Here is a 14824-nt window from a genome sequence, read left to right on the forward strand (position 1 = left end):
GGCGGGACCCGCAGCCGGCTCAGCTCGGGCGGAGTTCGGTAGCGAGCTGCGCGAGTTCCTGGAGGGTGTGCTGCAGGAGTGTGGCCAGTGACGCGACGGCATCCAGGGCGAGTGTGGGCTCGCCGCAGAGGGCGGCGCCCTGGATTTCGCTGCGTGCCTGGCAGACCTGGGCCTCGAGTGCGGTGAGGCGGGTCGCGCGGGTGTCGGACTCGGTGATCTCGTGGGTGGTGGTCATGAGGGCCTCCGGTGCTCGGCGTCGGGGGAACGCGGCACTGCCTCAGCGCGCCGGGGTGGGGGTCCCGCAGGGGCGGCGAGGGTTCTGGCTCGCCCATCCCGGTGCGATCGCCGACCTCAACCGCCGGCCGACGTCGAGGCGTGCGGGCGATCTCGGCGGGATCGGTGGGCCAGGTTCATCGCCGCTTGCCCCGCCCCGGTGTGCTGACCTCCGGGCGATCCACCCGGAGCTGTGCACCGGAGGCCCGACCCGTCACACGACCGCCACCCATCCGATACCCGGCCACCTTCCGCGTTCACCGACCACGAAATGTCCACGCGGCACTCGAGGCCGACCACGGCGCGACCACACGATCTCCACCGGCCCGGCGACCTGGGTAGCCCCTTGGGGAGCCCAGCGACCGAGCACTGGAGTGGCAGGGGGCAGAACTGCTGGACACTCGAACTTCTTGGCCCGGGCGCCGGAACGGACCGAATGTCGGTCCTCGGCTCAGTTGGTCGAGTTCGCTGGATGGATCGGGTTCGAGGTGTTCTCGACCGATCGTGGGAGTCGGGCGCCGTAGGTGAGGCCGTCGGTGATGTCGCGCTCGACGTGTGCGGCGGTGTAGCCCGCGACCCCGACGAACTGCCCGGCGGCTTCGGTCAGCGCCGTTCGTGCCTCGGTCTCGGCCAAGGCGCCGCTTCCTACCCAGTGCCCGAGGCGGCGCGCTGCCCGCAGCAGCGTGATGTGCCGCTCCCCCACACCTGCCGCAGTGACGGCGGCGAGCTCTCCGGTGACGACGGCCCGTAGGTACGCCGCGGCGCGGCTGCCAGACGCCGGCGTCCGCGTGCCGACAGTGATTGACGGTGGCTGCGGAGACAGGACGGTGACAAGCCAGTCGGGAAAGGGCGCGATCGGGTATCGGCGAACCGAGCGATAGGAGCCCTCCCGGGAGACGGACCCCGAACCGAGTACATAACCGCCGTGGCCGCGGGTGTCCACACACCACCCGAGGCCACGGCCAGCCGCGCCTTGGGTGTTACGCAGCTCGACTCCCGCGGGCTGCCGGAAGTACCAATGCGTCCCGCCCGCTGGCGTGGCAACGACCAGGGTCCGCGGTGGCCAGGGCTCGCCGGCTCCGGCTGCGAGCCGCGCCAGTACGTCGAACCCGCCACGGACGCCGGGCGACTCGGGTGGTGGGTAGCCGTGCGCGAGGTCGAGGTCGAGGACGACCAGGCCGCTCTTTCCGGTGGCGATACCGATGTTGTAGGGCCGGTGAGCCCACCAGCCCTTGATCTGCTCGAGGTCGCGGGTAGCGGTGGCCTCCCAGTCCTTCACGGCGGGGAGCTTGCTGCGCGGGTGCACCGGGAACACGTACCGGCCGGCCTCGGCCCCCGCCGCGGCCACGCGGCCCAGCCGCGTACCCGTCGTCTTCGACAGCCCGGATCCGGGTTGCGGGTTGGTGCGGGGGTCGGGCGTGGTGGTCATCAGGCTGGGCTCCGGGTCTCGGATGGGCGGGCGACTACGGCCGCCGCTGGGACGTGGTGCCGCAAAGCGAGCTCCGCTTGCTGGTCTGGCTCGTGTCTGCTCGCGTCGGCACGCCGGAAACTGCCCGGGGTTCCGGGCCCGCGATCCGCGAGGAGCTGGACGTCAGGGTTCGGTCGGGGTTGTGTCACGGGCCCGGGTTCTCGGGCACCGTGTCGGGCCGACGCGAGACCACGAGCCGACCACGCGCTGACCATGGGCTGACCACGCTGCACGCGACCTGATCCGGCGCCCGTCCGTTCCGCGCAGACGCGCGATACGCCGAGCACGGCCAGCGACCCGGACCGGTGGCCCGGGCCGCTGGCCGCAGGATCAGGCGGCGGTGTCCTCGGTGGTCGACTCGGGCAGCGGCTCAGGAGCGGGGCCGGTGTCGGTGTCGGGTCGCTTGTTGCGGGTGATCTCGGCGGTGGCGTAGCGGAGGCTGGCGGCGATCTCGGCGGCCTCGAGCTTCACCCCGCGGCGACGCTCACCGTCTTTGAGGTAGGAGTCGTCGGCGAGCTGACCGGTGATGGCGACGGTCGCACCCTTGATCAGACTGGCGGCGGCGTTCTCGGCGAGCTGGTTGAACGCGACGACCCGGTGGAAGACCGGGGGCAGGTTCGTGTAGCCACCGCTGCGGCGGTCATACCGGCTGCGGTTGACCGCGACGGTGAGGGTCAGGACCGGCACGCCGCCGGCGGAGTAGCGCAGTTCGGGGTTGGCGGTGAGGTTGCCGTGGATGGTGATCTCGTTCATGTCGGGCTCCTGGGCTCGGTGTCAGTGGTGACGCGGCCCTGCCTCAGCACGGTGTGGTGGGGTCCCCCGAAGGGGACGGCGGGGGTTCCGGCTCGCTCTTCCCGGTGTGATCGCCCACTGATCGGCAGGCGGCGTCACGACCGCCCGCGATCTCACCGGGATGGGCCGGTCCGGATTCATCGGCGCTCGCCCCACCCGCACTGTGCTGACCTTCGGGCGTCATCAACAGACACCCCCCGCCGGGAAACGACAGCGCGCGCGATCACCAGCTCGGCAAGGCCTGCTCCGGCCAGCACACGCTCCTATCTGCGCACGCCGGTAGGCGATCCCGCGACGCCTCGAGCAGGGGCAAGACTTTGAGTCGCTGTTCCGCCGGCCGCAGGCCACGCGGGCTCGGGGATGTATGTGGCGCGGGCCCACGGCGGAGCCCGCGCCGACGGTCGATTAAGGGTTCAGCCAGCGGTCGACGATGGCAGCCTGCATCGGCACCGATGGCGTCTGGCCTCGGTCCTCGGTGGACAGGTCTTGCCCGTTGATGCAGATACGCCAGCCGTCATCACCGGTCCGGCGCCAGTCGCTGAAGCTGCGGGTCGTCACGAGCAGGAAACTGCCGTTGCTCCCGGCGAGCGCGGTGACGACGGTGAGCCATCCTCGGCGGCGTGCGACCTCGTGGTAGTGCAGGCCCAGCGGGACCGCGCCGGTGTGGCGGCAGATCTCGACGAGCAGCCCGCGCGCGGCGTTGTGCGCGCCGAGCATGCCCACACTGCCCCGTAGCGGGATGTTCGAACGGACGTGGTCAGGAAGGATCCAGCTGCGGGCGTTGTCATAGGCCGCGATCTGATTCCTGCCCATCACCACCGCCTCCCATCAGGCGCGTTCTTAGCAAGCTCGAGCACGCTGGCGAGATCTGCGTCGAGTGCAACCGTGTGGGTGCCGCGGTCGGGGAACTTGCACCGGAGACAGCTGACGAAGTCGGTGGATCGACGGGTGTGCGGCATGCGGGCCTCCGGGTCTCGGCGTCGGGATGACGCGGCCCGGCCTCAGCACACCGGAGGCAGGGGCCCGCAGGGACGGCGGCGGTTCCGGCTCGCCCATGCGGGCGGGATCGCAATGTCCTCCCCTCCGCCGGCCGGGGATCCGCAGGCGATCTCACCGGCATGGTGCGGGCCGGGTTCGTCGGTGCTGGCCCGCCCCGGTGTGCTGTCTTCTCAGCGGCGCCCGACGCCAGGCACCGGCGGTCGTTGCTCGTGCCCGGCATCGCCAGGCACGCATGAGGTTCCCCCGCTCTTAAGCGCCGCGCTGACCTGCAACCAATCTTGAGCACGCGTCTGGCGACCACCAGGCTCCGGGGCGTAATCGCGACACGCGCGGTTTATCCATCGCCCCTCCAAGCGCCGGATCGCGGCCATGCCAGGGGCAGTGGCCGAGGCGTTGTCGCCGCCGTCGCCTCGTGCCGCTCGTAAAGCGGACGCCGACATGTGGCAGCTGGTCCCGCAGGCTCTGCGTCGAGCTTCCGTGTATTGCATGCCGATGGCGAGGCGGGCGTTCCCTCCCCGCTGATCCGTCGAGGGGTACGCGCTCGTGGTCGGTGAGGCCGCGGAGGACCTCACCGACCACCCGTGTTCAGGCCACGTCGGCGCTCTCGTCTTCACCGCTCTGGCTGTCCGCGTCCTCGTCGGACTCGCCGTGGGCGGTGGCGATCTGCGTGTCAGCGGTTTCAGTGATCGCCTGCGGGTCGGCGTCCTGGACTTCGCTCTGGGTGTCGGGCTGCGCCATCGCCGCATCTGCGTCGTCGCCGTGCTGAATCTCGCCAGTGGCGGCATCAGCGGTCGGCTGTTCGTCGACAGTGGCGGTGTCCGGGGTGAGCACGAGCTGCTCGACCGGGGAGAGCGGATAGCCCCAGCCCTGCAGCGCAGTGAAGTAGGCGCGCGTTTCCCCGCTGGGGTTGCGCCAGCTGTGCCGTCCCGTGCCCTGCTCGACGGCACCGAGCAGGACCGCCAGGGCCAGCATCGTCGCTCGCGCCGACGACGCCGATTCCGCCGCGACCGCGATGGGATTGGATGAGCCCAAGCCCGCAGCCGAATCCATACCCAGTAGCTAACGCGCGGTGCTGTGGCCGGACTCCATCGCCTTACGCACGTCATGGCTGCCGCAGCCCAGCGTGGCGGCGATGAACCGGACAGCATCCTTCGGGGCCGTCTTGCGGGCCAGGAACGTCGTGCGCAACCAGTCCCGCCGGACCGTGGTCGCGGAATCCCAATCCTTGTTGTTGGCGATGACCCGGCGGCGTTCGGCCTTCTCGGCCTCGCTCATCGGGCCGGCCTGCCGGGTGCCCGACTCGCTGGCGGTGCCCGAGTTGTCCCACCGTGGGATGTGCCCGTTCCCGTCCGGGTCGGTGCAGACATACGCGGTCGTGACGGTGGCTTCCTGTGCTCCCCAGGCGCGTCGCAACTCGACGAGGGCGGCGTGTCCCGGGCAGCCTTGGTGGGCGTCGAGGGTCAGTTCAGTTCCGCTGGGATCCTCTGCGGCGGGCCGCAGTCCGGAGAGTTGCATTGCCTGGTCGGTGCGTTCGGTGACGACCGGACACCGGCGGCGATCAGTTCGGCGACCCGCTCGGCAACCAGGCGCTTCTCCTCGCGCAGGTCGCGCAGCCGCTGCGCCACGTGGTCGAACTGGTCCGGATCACTCTGTGCCGTCACGGTCAGGGCCTTGACCGCCTCGACACCCTGTTCGGTGCCGTCATCGAACTCGGCGAGCACCGCGACACGATCCAACGGGATGTCGTAGCGGGCCAGGACCGCGGCGGCGAGCTCGCTGCGCGCCACCGACGTGGTGACCTTGACCCGCTTCACCGGCGTGTGCGTCCGGCGGGCGATCTGCCCGGCCGTCAACCCCAGGTCCAGCAGCTGCTGATGGGCCGCCACCTCCTCGGCCTCCGAGTTGCTCGACCGGTGCAGATTCTCCTCGAGCTGGTCCACGATCCGCTCGATCTGCCCAGCACCGTCCTCCCCAGCCGGATCACCCTCCGGGTCAACCAGGACCCGCACCAGCGCCTGGCCGGCCTCGATCGCACCCAAGGTGCGGCGCTTGCCCTTCCGCACCACCAACGCCCCATCGGCGCGGCGGCGGACCTGGATCGGCTCCCGGACACCACGGTCACGGATCGACCGCACAAACTCGCGGTCAAGGACAACCCCGCCGCGGACGTTCGCGCCGATGATCACCTGACGAGGGTCGACCTGCAGCAGCTCCCCGAGCGGAGCAGCGGGGGCCACCTCGTTGCCCTCGTGCTCGGCGCTGATGGCTGCGTTCGCCTCGTGCTGGACGTGCTGGACGTGCCGGTCGTGCTGGTGGTCGTCGGTCATGGACAGGCTCCTTCGTGGTGGCCGCATGCCCTGCGGAGGCGGCGTCGGTGGGTCCCGGTGTGGGACGCACCCACCTGGCAGCGACCGCCCGCGTCGGCCGGGGGTTCCGGGCTGACCTGACCGGCGTGGACCAGCACTCGACAACACGCATACGACCGGCCAAGCCACACTGCGGGTTCACCCGGCGCAGGCCGGCCAGGGTTCATCGGCCACCAGACCGGGCGGCGTTGCCACACTGCGTCGGCCCACCCGCCAGGACCACCGACCCGACACCACGGAACGCAGCCACTGCCGAATCAGCCGCAGCACCGCGCGAGTCAGCTGAGCGCTACGCAGACCAGGATCGGGACACGGGTAGCGCCATGGACACGTCGCTCAACCGCAGGTCCCTCCGGACGCGGATGAACCTGGGCGGATGGCGCCACCGATGATCCTCGAACGCCGTGTCGACATCGAGCTCCACGACGGTCGTCGGCTCGACCTGGACGTAGGTCACCGGTTCCGCGGGTCGCTGCCCGAACCGGCTGGAGGCAATGGTCGGGGGCCACGGATGCTCGGCACCGGCCGCGGTCACCACCGCGGCGATGTCCTCGCGGGCAGCTCGGGACAACCGGGTGGTCCGAGCGGCAACCCGTAGCCGCCCACGATGATCAGGCCGACCGACGATCAGCGCCTCAGGCCGTGTCACCGCTCCCAGGACGCCACCGACGACGGCTTCCGCGGTGAAACGGGTACGAACCTTCCGCCACATCCTGCCGCCCGGCCGGTAGCCGTGGTCGAGCCGCTTCGCCACCACGCCCTCGACGCCGGCATCGGAATGGTTGACCAGCCACGCACGGGCAACGGCGAACTCGGTCGACATCGGCATCAGGACCAGGCCATGCGGGAGCCGGCGGGTGAGAAGATCTTCCAGTATTGCCCGGCGTGCGGCGTAGGACATGGAACGGATGTCCATGCCGTCGAGGGCGAGGACGTCGATCACCACGTAGAACGCCGGCATGGCGAGGGACAGCTCGCGAATCGGCGGGGTGCAGCCGCCCTTGCAGCGCGGCGAAGTCCATCCGGCCCTCCTGCCAGAGGACCAGTTCACCGTCCAGCACCACGTCGACGTCCAACCCGATGACGGCAGAGACGATCTCGGGAAAGTACCGGCCGAGCGGGCGCTGCTGACGCGACTGCAGAGCGACCCGATCCCTGCCGCGGTGGGCGAGGCAGCGGAAACCGTCCATCTTCGGCTCCACGGCCCAGCCGCCGGGGCAGCCCCTCGGGAGCCGCAGTGCCGGCACCGCGATCACCGGGCGCACCGGATACTCGACACCCGCCAAGCCCGCCTCTTCCTTCACCCGGGGACAGTAAGCAGGTCACAATGGGTTCGAGCTGCCGGACCGGCTGTGGTCGCGGCGGCGGCGAGCCGGTGGCTCTTCCAGCAGCACCGCAGGCACGCTGTGAATTCCGCCGAAGTCAGCGTCCGGACGGATCACGACGTTCCAACTCGACGACGGCTTCGCCGACACTCGCATCGTCGAGCGCCCGGCCAGCAAGGGCTGGGGAGTAGGTGTCGATATAGCGCGCGATCTCGTCGCGGGTTCGAAAGGGCTGCAGACGTCGCTAGCATCGCCGACCGCGATGGATGTTGTGGTTACGACCTGACCCGGGCCGGTCGAGTCGTCGTACCGCCATCGTCGACCACGCGCGACCACTTGATGGCCACGCGTCCGTACGTCCCTCAACCACCCAGAGAGGGCCGCAGCTATCCACAGTTCTGATGTTTGACAACCTTCGCAGGTTTGCGGGAACGATAATCGCCCGGTGCAAATTCAAATGGTGCAGCGGCGGGCGCAGCGAGCAGTGCCAGCTCGACCACATATGGTCGCGCTGCCAACCACGCAGAAACCACAGACAACGTCAGCTCAGTCGCCAAGCTCAGTCTCCTGCGCGCGAGGGCGCGAACATGACGAGACGAGGGACGATGACCGATCTCGATGGACTACCGGTCTTGATCAGCGTGACGAAGGCGGCAGAGGTGCTCGGTATCAGCAGAGCCTCGGCCTACCGATACGCCGAACAAGGACACCTCGATCAAGAGACTCGGTGGGCGCATCTACGTTGTCCGAGACCGCCTGCGCAAGCTCGTGGAAGAGCCCACGTGAAGAGCACGGCGTGGAGCTTGACATGACTACCGGTCGTGGTCGTAAGCGAAGCAGGCGAGGGATAGCCGGCACTGTATACCAACGGGGCGCCAAGTGGGCCTACCTGATCGACCTCGGAGCCGACCCCCTCACCGGCAAGCGGAGACGAGACTCACGCAGCGGCTTCCTCACCGAGAATGCCGCATGGGACGCACTCGTCGAGGCAAACACAGAACTCCGCACACACACATACGTCAAGAACTCCCCGCGGACTGTTCGCGAGTTCTTCGACGAGTGGCTCGCCGCAATGAAAAGCGGCCTCAAGCCGACCACGCACAGCAGCTACACCAGCTACGCCCAATACTACGTCATACCAATAATCGGAGATCGAAAACTGCAGGACATCACGGTCGAGACGATCAACCGCCTCTACTCTCACCTCCTTCAGCAGGGTAGGCGGTCAAAGAACACGAACCAGATCATGTACGAGGAGTGGCGAAAGGAGAGGGCCCGCGGCGCTGAGCCGTCCGCCCGCCAGATTGCCCAGGCAGCCGGGCTCAGCTACTCCGCCGGAGTACGGGCGTTGCAGCGCTACCGTGCGGGGCGCGTACCACGCGTCATCACCGACGGCCTGGAGCCGCGCAGCGTGCAGAGCGTCCACATCATGCTGAACCGGGCCTTCGCGGACGCGGTCCGATGGAAGTACCTCAGCACCAACCCCGTCGAGCACGCGGTCCGGGTACGGCGCGATCGCAAGGGGCACTCAGTGTGGACCCCTCAAGAGCTCAAGCAATTCCTCGCGAGCGCAGCCGACGACCGCCTCTACGCGATGTGGCTGATGTTCGCCACCACCGGCATCCGCCGATCAGAGGCTGCCGGCGCACTGCTCGCCCACCTTGACCTTGACGCGCGAGCGGTGACCGTGTGGCACACCCGGGTCGTAGCCGCCGGGAAGGCCCAGCCGTCCGACGGCAAGAGCGAGCGGTCCCGGCGCAGCCTCGCTCTCGACCGCCGGACCGTGAGCGCCCTCACCGCCCACGTCGGCAAGCTCGAGAGCGAGAAGCGCTCGTTCGGTCGCGACTACTCCGACCACGGTCTGCTCTTCTGCTGGCCCGACGGCCGTCCCATCCATCCCGACACGATCACCGATCAGTTCAGCCGGCTCGTCGACCGTGCCGGTGTCCCGCCCATCACGCTCCACCAGGTACGTCACACCCACGCCACGATGTCGCTTCGCGCGGGTGTCAACCCGAAGATCGTCAGCAAGCGACTGGGTCACGCCACAGTGGCCTTCACCCTCGACACCTACACCGAGGACGTCCCCGAACTCCACCACGACGCCGCGGACATGGTCACCAACCTCTTCTTCGACGACCCGGTCGACGAGACGTAGCCATCCGTCACGGTTGGCTACAAAGCCGGCTACCAAGTCGGCTGGGCGCCGAAGGACGGGAAGCCCCGAGAACACCAAAAGGCCCCCTAACCCGCAGGTCAGAGGGCCTCTTGGCATGGTGGGCGATACTGGGATCGAACCAGTGACCTCTTCGGTGTGAACGAAGCGCTCTCCCCCTGAGCTAATCGCCCTTGCCGTCGTAGACCTTACCTCACCCGAACAACGGGCTTTGCAACCAGGTCCACCTCTCGAGCCCCACCCAGCCGGCGACCAGGTAGAGGGCGTTCAGGAGGTAGAGGGTGGCCAGGACGATGAGGCCGGTGGCGGCCAGCACCGCGATCCGCACGATGAGGATCTGCCGGCCGAGCCAGTCGGTCCAGGCGTCGTACTTACCGCGGGCGTAGTGCAGGACGCGCTGGGCCCAGCTGAACTCCGTGGCGAGGATGGCGAGGCCACCGAACACGATGAGCCAGCCCGGGCCGGGGTACGGGATGGCGATGATGCCGGCGACGAGCACCAGCCCGCCGAGGATCGCCACGCCGACGCGGTACGTGCGCCGCAGTGTGGGCTTCTCCTCGAGCCGGGCCCGGAAGCCGGGTCGCTGCTCGTCGTCCTCGCTCAGCTGTCCACCGCCTCTGTCCTGTCAGGCGGCTACGCCGTCCGCCTCGGCCCGGAGCCTACTGGGTGGCCACCTCAAGCGGACGGCGGCGACGGCCACGGCCACGGCGCACATAAAGAAGAGGACAAGGGTGAGGGCGGGACGTAACTGGCCGGTAACTACGCGTTGTCGCTGGTAGCTGCCGACAGGCGGCCGTTCGGGGAGAACAGCGGCCGCCGACCGCTGGCACACAGCACCCCACGTGCAGGTGAGCCTGGAGTAATTAGCCCAGTCGGGTGACTCTGGCCAGGCAACTGCAGGGAGTTCGTGGCTCTACCCGTCACATCTTCGCGGCACGGTCGTTTTTCCTGATGACGAACCACGCGGGACCATGAAAGAGGGACGCAGGATGCGCGACGAGCCCACGGTCATCAGCTCACCGGCGGTGTTCGAACTGATCGCCCCGGACGCCCCTGCGGTGCCCGTCAATGTCGATCTGACGTACAGCAGCCGTGACCCATACGCCGTGCAGGCGTCGTTCCGGACCGGCAACGGCACCGCCGTTGACTGGGTTTTCGCCCGGGACCTCCTGCACGACGGCCTGATCGCACCGGCCGGCACCGGTGACGTGAGGGTGCAGCCCATGCCGCTCGACCCGCACCGGGTACAGCTGGAGCTCTCCTCACCGTCGGGCCACGCGGTCTTCACGACGTGCGCGCAGACGCTCGGCGACTTCCTGCACCGCACCTATCTGGCGGTACCGGCCGACACCGAGTACTCCTGGTTGGACTTCGACGTTGCGCTGTCGGACCTGCTGAACGACCCCGCGCGGGACTAAAACTGCAGGTCGGAGCTCCTTTGCGCAGAACACGGGGGGTGGTTTGAAGCCCCCGCGGCGACTGCGCTAAGGTTCTCCCATCAACGCAGCGGACACGCTGCACAGGCGGACGTAGCGCAGCTGGTAGCGCATCACCTTGCCAAGGTGAGGGTCGCGGGTTCGAATCCCGTCGTCCGCTCGGAGGAACCACGGGTCCCGTCGGACCTCCATGGATCGAACTCCACGGATCGCTCCGAGGAATTCGGCGGAGTGGCCGAGTGGCTTAGGCAAGGGCCTGCAAAGCCCTGTACGCGGGTTCGATTCCCGCCTCCGCCTCGGGCGATTAGCTCAGTGGGAGAGCGCTTCCTTGACACGGAAGAGGTCACTGGTTCAATCCCAGTATCGCCCACCACTCCCATGAAGGCCCCCTGACCAGCACGGACAGGGGGCCTTCGTCATGTCCGGGGCTCGCTCGACCGGCGCCGTAGGCCCGAAAAGGCACCACCCGCGTCACCGGGGCACCAGAACACCCGTGGCGCCGTCGTCCGGTCCTCGTCGTCGAGCGCCCGCAGGACTCGCGACGGGTCTTCCGTCCGCCGGATGTAGAGGTCCAGGGTCGTTGACGAGCGTTCGTGCCCGAGCACCCGACCCATGTCGCGTGCGAGTGCCGCAGATCGTGGAAGCGGAGTCCGCCGGCCTGGTTGCGGGCAACGTGGTTCACCGCCGCCGGTTCCGTGCCGAACATCGCTGATCCGGTGAGGCCGGCCGCGTCGGTCCACTCCGCATGGAACTTGTCGCCGTCCGGCTCGACGAGCCCGAGCAGCCCTGCCCGCACGAGCGCCGGCCGCCACACGCGGGTGCGGAACAGCGTTCGCCGGTACGCACCGCCCACCTGGTTGGCGAAGATCAGGCCGGCCTCCTCGCGCGGATAGCGCGCCATGTGTTCGCGCAGCAGCCCGACGAGCCAGGCCGGCAGTGGAACCGTGCGTCGGCCCGCGGTCCTCTTGGGGAACGGCGTGAACGAGGTGTGCCCGGCGACCTCGATCACGGTCCGGATCACCCGCAGCCGAGCGGCGTCGAGATCGAGCGCGTCAGCGCACAATCCGACCGCCTCGCCCCACCGCAGGCCCGCTCCCCCACCGATCGCCACGAGCGGGCGGTACCGGTGCGGAGTGAGGACTTGAGGGTGCCCTCGCCGGGCGGCAGATCTCGGAGAGGGGGGCGCGCCATCTCCCCGACCTCCCGGAGGGCTACCACACGGAACGCCGGGCGCAGGCCTGGCAGCGTCGGCGGCGGTCGGGCGTTGCCAGGTCGAGGAGATGGCGCTTCGGCGCAGGTGCGTGGCGGCGGAGCATTTCCGGAGCGGGACCGGCGGGCGCGGCTGACACCATCTGACACGGGGCGTCAGGAAACCGCAGCTCAGACGGCACGAGACGACACCGGACGAACGCGCAGAAGCCGACGTATCCGGCGTTCACACCGAAGCGCTCCGCATCTCGACGTCGCCGCTCTTCAACCCGGTCTCTGGGCCGGTCCCGCTGCCGACTCAGTCCACGACGCCTGCCTCGGCTAGTACGGCTTCACGGGTGCCAGGCACGCGCTATGCAATGCCCCCTCGGTGCGGGACTGGCCGGGATCGGCGAGTTCGACGCGACCGCCCGCGACGACGGCCCGACCGGCGTGATGGCCGACCTGCTCGGCGACGCGTACAGGTGGGTCTGCGCCCGGTGCATCGACCGGCACGACAAGCTGGCTGAGTTCAAGGCTGACCTGTGACGACGGTGGGACGAGACGCTCGACCGGTCGTCCATCCGCCACTGCCCGGGAATCCGAAACCCGCCAGGCCGCGAGACCGCCACGAGGAGTCTCTAGGGTGCGGGACGTGATCATCACGTTCGTCTTCGTGCACGGCGCCTTTTGTAACTCCGCAGTATGGGCGCCGACCTCCCGGGAGCTCGCCCTGCGGGGGCACCGCACGGTGCCCGTCGACCTCCCTGGCCATGGTCTCGGGGCGACGATCCCCACCGGCTATCTCGGCTCGCAGGACCTCGACGACCTCGCGAAGGCTCCGAGTGGCATGGCCGGCATCAGCACAGCCGACGACGTCGCCATCGTCACGGACGTCGTAGGCCGGGCCGCGGCGCACGGCCCCGTGGTCCTGGTGGGTGCCAGCCGCGGCGGGCTCACCATCACCGCGGTGGGCAACGCCGTCCCGGAGCTGATCGACCGGCTCGTCTATATCTCGGCGTGGTGCTGCGTTGACGCGACCGCAAGCGAGTACACGGCAGGACCCGAGAACGCCACGAGCCTGCTTGCCGCCGCCGGGGTGGGGATCGCGGTCGCGAACCCCCAGGAGATCGGCGCGATTCGGCTCAACTGGCGCACGGCCGACCCCGCGCACCTCGACGCGCTGCAGACCGCCCTGCTCGCCGACGGCACCCGCGAGGAGCTCATCGCCTACTTGCACACCCAGGACCCGGACGAGGCGCTCACCGTCGACGAGCAGGCCACCCGCGCCGACGCCGCCACTTGGGGCCGCATCCCGCACACGTACGTCCGGCTGACCGAGGACCGGGCGATGCCGCTGGCCCTGCAGGACCGCTTCATCGCCGAGGCCGACGCCCTGACGCCCGACAACCCGTTCGATGTGCGGTCAGTGGCCAGCAGCCACCTGCGCTTCCAGATTCACCCCACTGAGATCGTGGAGATTCTCGACGGGCTCGCGGTCGGATAGCCCGTCAGGCGGGCAGGCGGCGGAACACCGCGCGCTGCAGGCGCGCGGGACGACGCAGGTCAAGCGCGCACCAGTACATCGGCGGCGCCTCCGAGCGGCACGATCGAGGCCGTGCCGACGTCGAGGGCAGCGCTTCGGCCCCAAAAACGGGCGGAGCACTTCCGGAGCCGACCACCTATCCGCGCCCGGTTCGGACTGGCACCAGATGGCACAAACCAGCAGCTCAGATGGCACGACGGCACCGGCCGGTCGTCGAGATCCCGTCGCGTCCGCCTTCACACCGAGGAGGTCGCTTTGCGGACATATCTGTCCGGTTCGGATGAACCTTGCGGGGTTCGGGTCTAGGTTGCGGGACTGGCTGCGGGGTTCGGATCTACCTTGCGGGGCGCTGACGACCGGCCAACAAGGGCCGAGACGATGTCTCAGGTCCGAAACTTGATCTCGTGCCGGGCCGTGCCGCGGCCGCGCTCGGCAAGTGGTAGACCACCAGCGTCTGCTCGGGCCGCTCGGCGACGTGGAACGCGGCGTGCGACATGGTGATCACGCCCAGCCGGGGATGCCGGAAGCGCTTGTGACCCGCGTGGCTGAACTGGATGTCGTACTGCGGCCACCACTCGCGTACCTCGGGGCTCGCCTCGGTCAGCTCAGCCACGAGCCGGGTCACGCGCGGGTGGCCGGGATGCCGCCCCGCGATCGCCCGCAGCCGGGCCAGGATGTTGCGCGCCTCCCGCTCCCAGTCGACCAGCACCTCGCGGGCGGCGGGCTCGGTGAACATCCAGCGCACGACGTTGCCACCCGGCCCGATGCCCCGGAATAGCTCCGCGGCGGCGTCGTTGTGCGCGAGGACGTCGTAACAGATGCCGGTGACGTACGCGGGGTTGTCGCCCAGCAACGCCGGGACACCCGCGACCTCGGGCGCGGCCTCCTCGGGGGCGTCCTCCTCGGGCGTCGCTCCTCCACCGGCGAGGCGGCGCAGGTGCTCCTGCTCGGCGCCGGTGAGCCGCAGCGCCCGGGCCAGGGCGTCGAGCACCTGGCCGGAGGGGCGTACGTCGCGGCCCTGCTCGAGATAGGTGAGCCAGGTGGCGCTGATGCCGGCCAGCAGGGCCAGCTCCTCGCGGCGCAGCCCGGGTGTGCGGCGGCGCCCGGTGGCCGGCAGGCCCGCGTCGGCCGGGGCGATCCGCTCCCGGCGGCTGCGCAGGAACGTGCCCAGCTCGACGCTCAACCTAGAACCTCCAGTACCAGAATAAGGTGATTCTGGATACCACCTTACCGTTGCGCGAGGCTTACCTCATGC

Annotated in this window: 15 protein-coding genes, 4 tRNA genes and 1 pseudogene; 7 read left to right on the top strand and 13 right to left on the bottom strand. The window is 69.4% G+C overall.

Annotated elements, in window-relative coordinates:
• Positions 1-19: 19 nt before the first annotated feature.
• From HF577_RS00865 to HF577_RS40045, 9 genes and pseudogenes are all read right to left on the bottom strand, one after another.
• Positions 20-235, bottom strand: a complete 216-nt coding sequence (locus HF577_RS00865; protein WP_169393733.1) for a hypothetical protein — start codon at positions 233-235, stop codon at positions 20-22.
• Positions 236-724: 489 nt separating this feature from the next.
• A complete protein-coding gene (locus HF577_RS00870) occupies positions 725-1702 on the bottom strand; it encodes a bifunctional DNA primase/polymerase (RefSeq protein WP_169393734.1) in 978 nt (325 codons plus the stop codon).
• Between the two features lie 369 nt (positions 1703-2071).
• Positions 2072-2494 carry a single-stranded DNA-binding protein gene (gene ssb / locus HF577_RS00875; RefSeq protein WP_169393735.1) on the bottom strand — a complete coding sequence of 141 codons (423 nt, stop codon included), beginning with the start codon at positions 2492-2494 and terminating at the stop codon, positions 2072-2074.
• A gap of 444 nt (positions 2495-2938) precedes the next feature.
• Positions 2939-3352, bottom strand: coding sequence for a hypothetical protein (locus HF577_RS00880; protein ID WP_169393736.1), 414 nt, complete (start codon positions 3350-3352; stop codon positions 2939-2941).
• 765 nt (positions 3353-4117) lie between these two features.
• Positions 4118-4582, bottom strand: coding sequence for a hypothetical protein (locus HF577_RS00885; protein ID WP_169393737.1), 465 nt, complete (start codon positions 4580-4582; stop codon positions 4118-4120).
• A gap of 9 nt (positions 4583-4591) precedes the next feature.
• Positions 4592-5047, bottom strand: a complete 456-nt coding sequence (locus HF577_RS00890; protein WP_169393738.1) for a hypothetical protein — start codon at positions 5045-5047, stop codon at positions 4592-4594.
• On the bottom strand, positions 4993-5718 hold the full coding sequence (locus HF577_RS00895) for a ParB/RepB/Spo0J family partition protein (RefSeq protein ID WP_169393739.1): 726 nt from the start codon (positions 5716-5718) through the stop codon (positions 4993-4995). The genes HF577_RS00890 and HF577_RS00895 overlap by 55 nt, the downstream gene beginning before the upstream one ends.
• Before the next feature lie 469 nt (positions 5719-6187).
• Positions 6188-6859, bottom strand: a complete 672-nt coding sequence (locus HF577_RS00900; protein ID WP_169393740.1) for an ATP-dependent DNA ligase — start codon at positions 6857-6859, stop codon at positions 6188-6190.
• 43 nt (positions 6860-6902) lie between these two features.
• Positions 6903-7202 (bottom strand): annotated as a pseudogene (locus HF577_RS40045) (ATP-dependent DNA ligase); the annotation flags it as partial.
• Positions 7203-8019: 817 nt separating this feature from the next.
• Here HF577_RS40045 and HF577_RS00910 point away from each other — a divergent pair.
• Positions 8020-9381, top strand: coding sequence for a site-specific integrase (locus HF577_RS00910; RefSeq protein WP_169393741.1), 1362 nt, complete (start codon positions 8020-8022; stop codon positions 9379-9381).
• Positions 9382-9497: 116 nt separating this feature from the next.
• On the opposite strand, the gene HF577_RS00915 is transcribed toward HF577_RS00910, so the two are convergent.
• Both HF577_RS00915 and HF577_RS00920 read right to left on the bottom strand, forming a co-directional pair.
• Positions 9498-9572, bottom strand: a tRNA-Val gene (locus tag HF577_RS00915).
• A 20-nt stretch (positions 9573-9592) separates the two neighbouring features.
• Complete coding sequence (locus HF577_RS00920; RefSeq protein WP_169393784.1) at positions 9593-10003, bottom strand: TIGR02611 family protein; 411 nt, start codon at positions 10001-10003, stop codon at positions 9593-9595.
• Positions 10004-10388: 385 nt separating this feature from the next.
• Between HF577_RS00920 and HF577_RS00925 the strand changes: the two genes are divergently transcribed.
• From HF577_RS00925 to HF577_RS00940, 4 genes are all read left to right on the top strand, one after another.
• Complete coding sequence (locus HF577_RS00925; RefSeq protein WP_169393742.1) at positions 10389-10817, top strand: SsgA family sporulation/cell division regulator; 429 nt, start codon at positions 10389-10391, stop codon at positions 10815-10817.
• Positions 10818-10922: 105 nt separating this feature from the next.
• Positions 10923-10995: transfer RNA gene (locus tag HF577_RS00930), tRNA-Gly, on the top strand.
• 65 nt (positions 10996-11060) lie between these two features.
• A tRNA-Cys gene (locus HF577_RS00935) sits at positions 11061-11132 on the top strand.
• Between the two features lies 1 nt (position 11133).
• Positions 11134-11208: transfer RNA gene (locus HF577_RS00940), tRNA-Val, on the top strand.
• Here HF577_RS00940 and HF577_RS00945 read toward each other — a convergent pair.
• The gene (locus HF577_RS00945; protein ID WP_169393743.1) at positions 11179-11946 is read right to left on the bottom strand and encodes a site-specific integrase; all 768 of its coding nucleotides are present in this window, start codon (positions 11944-11946) and stop codon (positions 11179-11181) included. The two genes, HF577_RS00940 and HF577_RS00945, sit on opposite strands and share 30 nt — an antisense overlap.
• A gap of 452 nt (positions 11947-12398) precedes the next feature.
• On the opposite strand from HF577_RS00945, the gene HF577_RS00950 reads away from it, so the two are divergent.
• Both HF577_RS00950 and HF577_RS00955 read left to right on the top strand, forming a co-directional pair.
• On the top strand, positions 12399-12572 hold the full coding sequence (locus HF577_RS00950) for a hypothetical protein (protein WP_169393744.1): 174 nt from the start codon (positions 12399-12401) through the stop codon (positions 12570-12572).
• A gap of 106 nt (positions 12573-12678) precedes the next feature.
• Entirely contained in the window at positions 12679-13530 is an 852-nt protein-coding gene (locus HF577_RS00955) for an alpha/beta fold hydrolase (RefSeq protein ID WP_169393745.1), read from the top strand.
• A 373-nt stretch (positions 13531-13903) separates the two neighbouring features.
• Here HF577_RS00955 and HF577_RS00960 read toward each other — a convergent pair whose 3' ends face one another.
• Complete coding sequence (locus HF577_RS00960) at positions 13904-14752, bottom strand: helix-turn-helix transcriptional regulator (protein WP_246265132.1); 849 nt, start codon at positions 14750-14752, stop codon at positions 13904-13906.
• Positions 14753-14824 lie beyond the last annotated feature (72 nt).

Source organism: Pseudonocardia xinjiangensis, from assembly GCF_012911925.1.
Lineage (GTDB): Bacteria > Actinomycetota > Actinomycetes > Mycobacteriales > Pseudonocardiaceae > Pseudonocardia > Pseudonocardia xinjiangensis.